Below are 7024 nucleotides of genomic sequence, written 5' to 3'. Positions count from 1 at the left end.
TCAGCACCACGTCGGCGTGCGCCTTGGAGACCCCGGCGGCGACCGTGCCGACGCCGACCTCGGCGACCAGCTTGACGTGCACCCGGGCCTTGGGGTTGGCGTTCTTCAGGTCGTGGATGAGCTGGGCGAGGTCCTCGATCGAGTAGATGTCATGGTGCGGCGGCGGGGAGATGAGCCCGACACCGGGCGTCGAGTGCCGCGTCTTCGCGATCCACGGGTAGACCTTGTGGCCAGGAAGCTGCCCCCCCTCGCCGGGCTTCGCCCCCTGGGCCATCTTGATCTGGATGTCGTCGGCGTTGGCGAGGTACTCGCTGGTCACCCCGAACCGGCCGCTGGCGACCTGCTTGACCGCGGAGCGGCGCAGGTCCCCGTTCGCGTCCGGCGTGAACCGCTCCGCGTCCTCGCCGCCCTCGCCGGTGTTCGACTTCCCGCCGAGCCGGTTCATGGCGATAGCCAGCGTCTCGTGCGCCTCGGCGCTGATCGAGCCGTAGGACATGGCGCCGGTCGCGAACCGCTTGACGATCTCCGAGGCCGGCTCGACCTCCTCGATCGGCACCGGCGTGCGCACCCCGGTACGCAGCTCGAACAGACCCCGCAGCGTCGCGTTCTCCCGGGACAGGCCGTCGACCCGGGCGGTGTACTTCTGGAAGGTCTCGTACTGCCGAGTGCGGGTGGCGTGCTGGAGCAGGAAGACGGTCTCCGGGTTGAACAGGTGCAGCTCACCCTCGCGGCGCCACTGGTACTCGCCGCCGACCTCCAGCGTGCGGTGCGCGTGCTCGGAAGCGATCGGCGGATAGGCCCGCCGGTGCCGCGCGGCCACCTCCGCCGCGATGACGTCGAGCCCGACGCCGTCGAGGCGCGACGGGGTACCCGCGAAATAGGCGTCGATCAGTTCCTGGGACAGCCCGATCGCCTCGAAGACCTGGGCGCCGGTGTAGCTCGCCACCGTCGAGATGCCCATCTTGGACATCACCTTCAGCACGCCCTTGCCGAGCGCCTTGATCATGTTCTTCTCGGCCTGCTCCCGGGACACCCCGACGATCTCGCCCTCGGCGATGAGGCTGTCGATCGACTCGAATGCCAGGTACGGGTTGACTGCCGCAGCGCCGTAGCCGGTGAGCAGTGCGATGTGGTGCACCTCGCGGGCGTCGCCGCACTCGACGATGAGGCCGACCTTCGTCCTGGTCCGCTCCCGGATCAGGTGGTGGTGCACGGCGGCGGTCAGCAGCAGCGACGGGATCGGGGCCTTGCGCGTGTCGGAGTCCCGGTCGGAGAGCACGACGATGCGGGCACCGTCGGCGATGGCCTCGCTGACCCCGGCGCAGATCTCCGCCAGCCGGGCGGCGAGCGCCGCGCCGCCCCCGTCGACGTCATACAGACCACGGACCGTCACCGAGGCGAAGCCGGGCATGTCACCGTCGTCATTGATACCGATGATCTTCGAAAGTTGGCTGCTGCTGATCACCGGATAGGGCAGGTGCACCATCCGGCAGGACGCCGGGGACGGCGCGAGCAGGTTGCCCTCCGGGCCGAGCACCCGGCCCAGGCTCGTCACCAGCGCCTCGCGGATCGCGTCCAGCGGCGGGTTGGTGACCTGCGCGAACAACTGGGTGAAGTAGTCGAACAGCAGCCGGGGACGGCTGGAGAGCACCGCCACCGGCGTGTCGGTGCCCATCGAGCCGATCGGCTCCGCGCCCGTGCGCGCCATCGGCGCGACGAGCACGCGCAGCTCCTCCAGCGTGTAGCCGAACACCTGCTGGCGACGCAGCACCGAGGAGTGCCCGTAGAGGAGCTGCTCCCGCTCGGGCAGGTCGTCCAGCTCGATCAGACCGGCATGCAGCCACTCCGCGTACGGCGCCGCGTTCGCGAGCTCGGACTTGATCTCCTCGTCGCTGACGATGCGCCCCTCGGCGGTGTCCACCAGGAACATCCGCCCCGGCTGGAGCCGGCCCTTCTGCACCACCTTGTGCGGCGGGATGTCGAGCACGCCCACCTCGGAGGCCATCACGACCAGGCCGTCGTCGGTGACCCAGTACCGCGACGGCCGCAGTCCGTTACGGTCGAGCACCGTCCCGATGACCGTCCCGTCGGTGAACGCGATGGAGGCCGGGCCGTCCCACGGCTCCATCAGCGTGGAGTGGAACTGGTAGAAGGCGCGCAGCGCCGAGTCCATCTCGGTGTGGTTCTCCCACGCCTCGGGGATCATCATCAGCACCGCGTGCGGAAGGCTGCGACCACCCAGGTACAGCAGTTCCAGGACCTCGTCGAAGCTCGCCGAGTCGCTCGCCCCGTCCGCGCAGATGGGAAACAGTCGGGAGAGGTCACCGGGGATCAGGTCGCTGGCGAGCAGCGCCTCGCGGGCCCGCATCCAGTTCCGGTTCCCGCGGACGGTGTTGATCTCCCCGTTGTGGGCGACGAACCGGTACGGGTGCGCCAGCGGCCAGCTCGGGAAGGTGTTCGTGGAGAACCGGCTGTGCACCAGCGCGATGGCACTGGCGAACCGGGGGTCGTCGAGGTCCGGGAAGTAGGCCGAGAGCTGGTGGGTGGTGAGCATCCCCTTGTAGACCAGGGTCCGTGACGACAGCGACGCCAGGTAGACGCCGGTCTCCCGGCGGATCCGCTTGCGGGCGCAGAACGCCCGGCGTTCGAGGTCGGCCTGGTCGAACCCGTCTCCCGCGCCGCCCTCAACCGGACCGGCGGCGGGCAGACCGCCGGGCAATGCGAGGAACAGCTGCCGCATCCGCGGCTCAACCTCGTGGGCCGCGTGCCCGACGATGTGGCTGACGACCGGCACCTCACGCCAGCCGAGGACCCGCAGCCCCTCCTGGCGGACGATGCGGCTGATGGTGCGCACGGCGTCGTCCCGCTCCCCCGAGACCTGCGGCAGGAAGGCGATCCCGACGGCGTAACGCCCCGGGGCGGGCAGCGCGAAGTCGACGACGTCACGCAGGAACAGATCGGGGACCTGCACCAGGATGCCGGCTCCGTCGCCGGTGTCCGGGTCACTGCCCGAGGCACCCCGGTGGTCGAGGTTACGCAGCACGGTCAGGCCCTGCTCGACCAGCTCGTGACTGCGCCTGCCGTGTACATCGACGACGAAGCCGACGCCACAGGCGTCGTGTTCGAAGGTGGGGTCGTAAAGACCTTGCGCACTCGGCATCCGGCGAAGTCCTGTCCATCTTCAGGGGCTGAAGGGGGTGCGGACGACGCTGTCCGAGTGGTGTGACGACACGGCGGCGCTGGCCCGGCGCCCCGTGTCTCTACCGAGTGTGCCACGCGACCCGCTCATGCGCCGTGATCAAATATGTCCAGGAAATCACCGCCAGATGACATCATACCTCCCCACCCGGCCTCGGTCACTACGAGTAGGGGAAGGCCGACGGTCCGGCCGACGCCCGGGGCCCCGCCGGAGACGGCGTCTCATCAGGGCGTCTGCGGCTCCTCCGGCGGAACGGCCGACGTGTGCCCACCGCTCGCCGGCAATCTCGTTGCCAGGCCGCGGCTCTGCTGCTGCGAACCAGCCGGTACGGCAGTGGTGGCGGCAGTGGTGGCGGTCGGCCCGGAGTCGTCGGGCACCGCGGCGGCGGGTACCGACCCGGCGGAACCGGGATCGGCCGGATCGGGATCGGCCGGATCGGGACCGGCCGAGTCGAGAGCGGCCAGATCAGGATCGACCGGATCGGGACCGGCCGCTCGCTGGTCGGCGGCACCGGCACCGGCGGTCGTCACCGTGGACCGCGTCGCGGGCCGGGAACGGGCGATCCCGAGGGCCTCCTGCTCCTCCCTGGACAGATTCGGGTCCACGGGACGGCGGGTGACCGCCAGCGCCAGCAACGCCCCCAGACAGACAACGATCGAGGTCCAGACGTTGACCCGCAGCCCGAGGATCTGGTTCGCCGTGTCGATGCGCAGCATCTCGATCCACAACCGGCCGAACGTGTAGAGCGCGACGTAGAGGTAGAACAGCTTGCCGCGGCCGAGCCGGTGCCGTCGATCGACGACCAACAGGATCCCGGCCACCACCAGGTTCCACAGGAACTCGTAGAGGAAGGTCGGCTGGTAGGTGGACACGCCGGGGATGATCTGGTGCTTCTCGTCGATGCGCACCGCCCAGGGCAGGGTGCTCGCCTTGCCGTACAGCTCCTGGTTGAACCAGTTTCCCCAGCGTCCGATCGCCTGGGCGAGGATGATGCCCGGCGCCGCGGCGTCGCCGAACAGGGCGAGGCTGATGCCGTAGCGCCGGGTCGCCAGCCACGCGCCGAACGCCCCGCCCGCGATGGCGCCCCAGATACCCAGCCCGCCGTTCCAGATCTTGATGACGTCCAGCACGTTGCCGTCCCGGCCGAAGTAGGCGTCCGGGGTGCTGACCACGTGGTAGACACGGGCGCCGACGATGCCGAACGGGACGGCCCAGTAGGCGACCTCGCTGGCCACCATGGGATCCATGCCGCGGGCGCGCAGCCTTCTTCCCGTCACGAATACGGCGACGAAGATGCTAATGATGATCATCAGGGCGTAGGCGCGCAGCGGCACCGGCCCGAGATACACCACGCCACGCGATGGGCTGGGAATAGCGGCAAGAACCACGGTCGCCAGGCTATCCCGTGGACCCGTCCATCACGCGCGGGGTAGTCCGGCCACGTGTCGCACAGCCACGTGTCCCACTCGGTGCGCAGCGGGGTGATATAGGCGGCGATAGATGTGGGCGACAGCTGTGACGGCTGGGCCGGGACGGCCGGGAGTTCACGCCGGGACGGGAGCGCGCACTCCTCCGGCGAGTTCCGCGGCGAGCCGACGGATTCCGGCGAGGCCCGCTGAGGCGCCGGCTCCGGAACGTTCCGCCTCGAGCAGGACCTTCACCAGCGCGGAGCCGACGATCACACCGTCGGCGAAGCCCGCGACCTCGGCGGCCTGCGCCGCGGTGCTCACCCCGAGCCCCACCGCCACCGGGAGCTCGGTGGCGGCCCGCACCCGGGCGACCAGATCGGCCGCCCGCTCGCCGACCGCCGCCCGGGTCCCGGTGACACCCATCAGCGAGGCGGCGTAGACAAAGCCGCGCGCGACGCCGACGACCAGCCGGAGGCGGGTGTCCGAGGAGCTGGGAGCGACGAGGAACACCGGGGCCAGGCCGTGCGCGGCGCACGCGTCGAGCCAGGGCCCGGCCTCTTCGGGCGGCAGGTCCGGAGTGATCGCCCCGGCGCCCCCGGCAGCGGCGAGATCGGCCGCGAACGCGGCCGCGCCGTAGCGGTCGATCGGGTTCCAGTAGGACATGACCAGAGTCGGGGCCCCCGTCGCGGCGACGGCCTCGACGGTGCGGATCACGTCCTGCGTCGTGACCCCGCCGCGCAGGGCCGCATCCGCCGCATCCTGGATCACCGGACCGTCCATGGTGGGGTCGGAGTAGGGCAGGCCGACCTCGACGACGTCGACTCCCGCCGCCACCATGGCCCGCATGGCCTCGATCGCCCCGTCCACCGTCGGGAATCCCGCGGGCAGATAGCCGACCAGCACCGACCGCCCCTCCTCGCGGGCCGCCGCGAACACTGCGTCCAACCGACTCTGCACCGTGCGTCCGTTCCGTCGGGCCCGAGGGCCGATGTGTCCTGTCTTTGGTTGCGCCGGTCCCGAGGCAGGGTCCCTCAGGATCCTCCCTCAGGGTTCCTCAGGCCGGCCCCCGCCGGACCGCCGGCGGGGCCCCCGCCGGCATCGGCCTCGTCTAGGAGGTCGAACCAGCGGGCGGCGGTGTCGACGTCCTTGTCCCCCCGACCGGAGCAGTTGACGACGACGACCGCGCCCGGACCGAGCTCCCGGGCGACGTCGAGGGCACCCGCGAAGGCGTGCGCGCTCTCGATCGCGACCAGGATGCCCTCGGTACGGGCCACCAGCGCGAGCGCCTCCATCGCGGCGGTGTCGTCCACGACCCGATAGCTCGCCCGACCAGTCTCGTGCAGCAGGGCATGTTCGGGGCCGATGCCGGGGTAGTCCAGACCCGCCGAGATCGAGTGGGAGACCTGGGTCTGCCCGAACTCGTCCTGCAGCAGGAACGTCCGCATGCCGTGCAGCACGCCCGCGGAACCGCCGGCGATCGCCGCGGCGTGCCGACCGGTGGTGACCCCGTCCCCCCCGGCCTCGCAGCCGATCAGCGCGACCTCGACGTCGGGGATGAACGGGTGGAAGATGCCCATCGCGTTCGAGCCGCCACCGACGCAGGCGACGACGGCGTCGGGCAGCCGGCCGACACGGTCGAGCACCTGGGCGCGGGCCTCGACCCCGATGATCCGCTGGAAATCGCGGACCAGCATCGGGAACGGGTGCGGGCCCATCACCGACCCGATGCAGTAGTGGGTCGTGCCAACGGTGGCCACCCAGTCGCGCATGGCCTCGTTGATGGCGTCCTTCAACGTTCGGCTGCCGGACGTGACCGCGACGACCTCGGCGCCGAGCAGGCGCATCCGGGCGACGTTGAGGGCCTGCCGGCGGGTGTCCTCCTCGCCCATGTAGACGACGCAGTCCAGGCCGAGCAGAGCGCAGGCGGTGGCCGTGGCAACACCGTGCTGACCGGCTCCGGTCTCGGCGATGACCCGGGTCTTGCCCATCCGCCGGGTCAGCAGGCACTGCCCGAGGACATTATTGATCTTGTGGGAACCGGTGTGCGCGAGGTCCTCACGCTTGAGCAGGATGCGGGCACCGCCAACGTGCGCGGTGAGCCGGTGGGCGTCGGTGAGCGGAGTGGGCCGGCCCGCGTAGCTCGCCAGCAGCTCGTCCAGTTCCGCGGTGAAGCCGGGATCCACCCTGGCCGCCGCGTAGGCCGCGGTGAGCTCGTCCATCGCTGCCATGAGGGCCTCGGGGACAAAGCGACCACCGAAACGCCCGAAGTGCCCCGAGGAGTCGGGGAACGCCTGCCAGCTCGACGCGTCCAGACGGGCCGGACCGGAGCTCGACGGCGTCCCGGTTCCGGCGGCCGCGGGGCGAACTGACTCGGCAGCGGTTCGGATGGTCACGGTGCGACTGTATACTTGTCTTC

At 70.8% G+C, this 7024-nt stretch carries 4 protein-coding genes; all 4 read right to left on the bottom strand.

Translation table 11 applies throughout. The features are described 5' to 3' along the window. A partial coding sequence (gltB, locus tag AC08OU_RS14105; RefSeq protein WP_476605081.1) for a glutamate synthase large subunit occupies positions 1-3160 on the bottom strand: 3160 nt, incomplete at its 3' end. Between the two features lie 263 nt (positions 3161-3423). Then, complete coding sequence (gene lgt / locus AC08OU_RS14100; RefSeq protein WP_462202976.1) at positions 3424-4587, bottom strand: prolipoprotein diacylglyceryl transferase; 1164 nt, start codon at positions 4585-4587, stop codon at positions 3424-3426. A 156-nt stretch (positions 4588-4743) separates the two neighbouring features. Then, positions 4744-5565, bottom strand: coding sequence for a tryptophan synthase subunit alpha (trpA, locus tag AC08OU_RS14095; protein ID WP_462202977.1), 822 nt, complete (start codon positions 5563-5565; stop codon positions 4744-4746). 74 nt (positions 5566-5639) lie between these two features. After that, positions 5640-7001, bottom strand: a complete 1362-nt coding sequence (gene trpB, locus AC08OU_RS14090; protein WP_476602006.1) for a tryptophan synthase subunit beta — start codon at positions 6999-7001, stop codon at positions 5640-5642. Positions 7002-7024 lie beyond the last annotated feature (23 nt).

The organism is Frankia sp. CcMO1 (assembly GCF_977945845.1).
This window is presented reverse-complemented; position numbering and strand designations above follow the sequence as displayed.